This is a genomic window from Enterococcus florum (genome assembly GCF_004309355.1).
Classification (GTDB): Bacteria; Bacillota; Bacilli; order Lactobacillales; family Enterococcaceae; genus Enterococcus_A; species Enterococcus_A florum.
Genome location: NZ_BJCC01000067.1, coordinates 1 through 782 on the forward strand (window position 1 = coordinate 1; position 782 = coordinate 782).

At 41.9% G+C, this 782-nt stretch carries 1 protein-coding gene; it reads left to right on the forward strand.

The window, feature by feature from the left end; translation table 11 throughout:
- The coding region (locus tag NRIC_RS19105) for an IS3 family transposase (RefSeq protein WP_146624306.1) at nt 1-685 on the forward strand (685 nt) is incomplete at its 5' end.
- Nucleotides 686-782 lie beyond the last annotated feature (97 nt).

Genomic DNA, 782 nt, shown 5'->3' on the forward strand with positions numbered 1-782 from the left:
TCGCATCAAAGATGAATTGAAGCGGACCTGCCAGCTAAATGTTAACGATAAACGAGTCTTACGTATTTGTCGTCACGAACAAATTCAGTCTACCATCAAGCACCCGGCGAATTGTATCACAAGACGAGCCTCCACTCCTTACCACAAAGCGAAGAATGTCTTGCATGGCCAATTTGATGCGGAAGCACCAAATCAAAAATGGGTGACCGATGTTTCAGAATTCAAGTATTTTATCGGACAGAATATGCATAAACTCTATTTGAGTGCGATTCTTGATCTCTACGATCGGCGCATTGTCACGTATGTACTGAATGATACCAATGATTTAAACTTAGTCTTTGATACATTTGATCAAGCAGTCGCATTAGAACCGGAGGCACATCCGATTTTTCACAGCGACCAAGGTTTCCAATATACGCATGTCAATTTCTTCCACCGCATCGTAAAGGCCGAAATGATTCAGAGCATGTCTCGTGCAGGCAAATGTATCGATAACGGACCGATGGAAGGTTTTTGGGGAATGCTTAAGCGAGAAAAGTATTACGGACGAAAGTTTACCAGTCGCGAAGAGCTTGTCACGATGATTTGTGACTACATGACATACTATAATACAGGTCGTTACCAGCGAAAATTGCAGGTAATGACGCCAATGGAATTTCACAATCACTACTACAAAGCTGCGTAGATCACCAGACACATCAAAAAAACTACCCATCTAATCGGATGAGTAGTCCACAAAATTTTTATATTATTTCATTGTCCTATTGACGGGGTGCGCACCA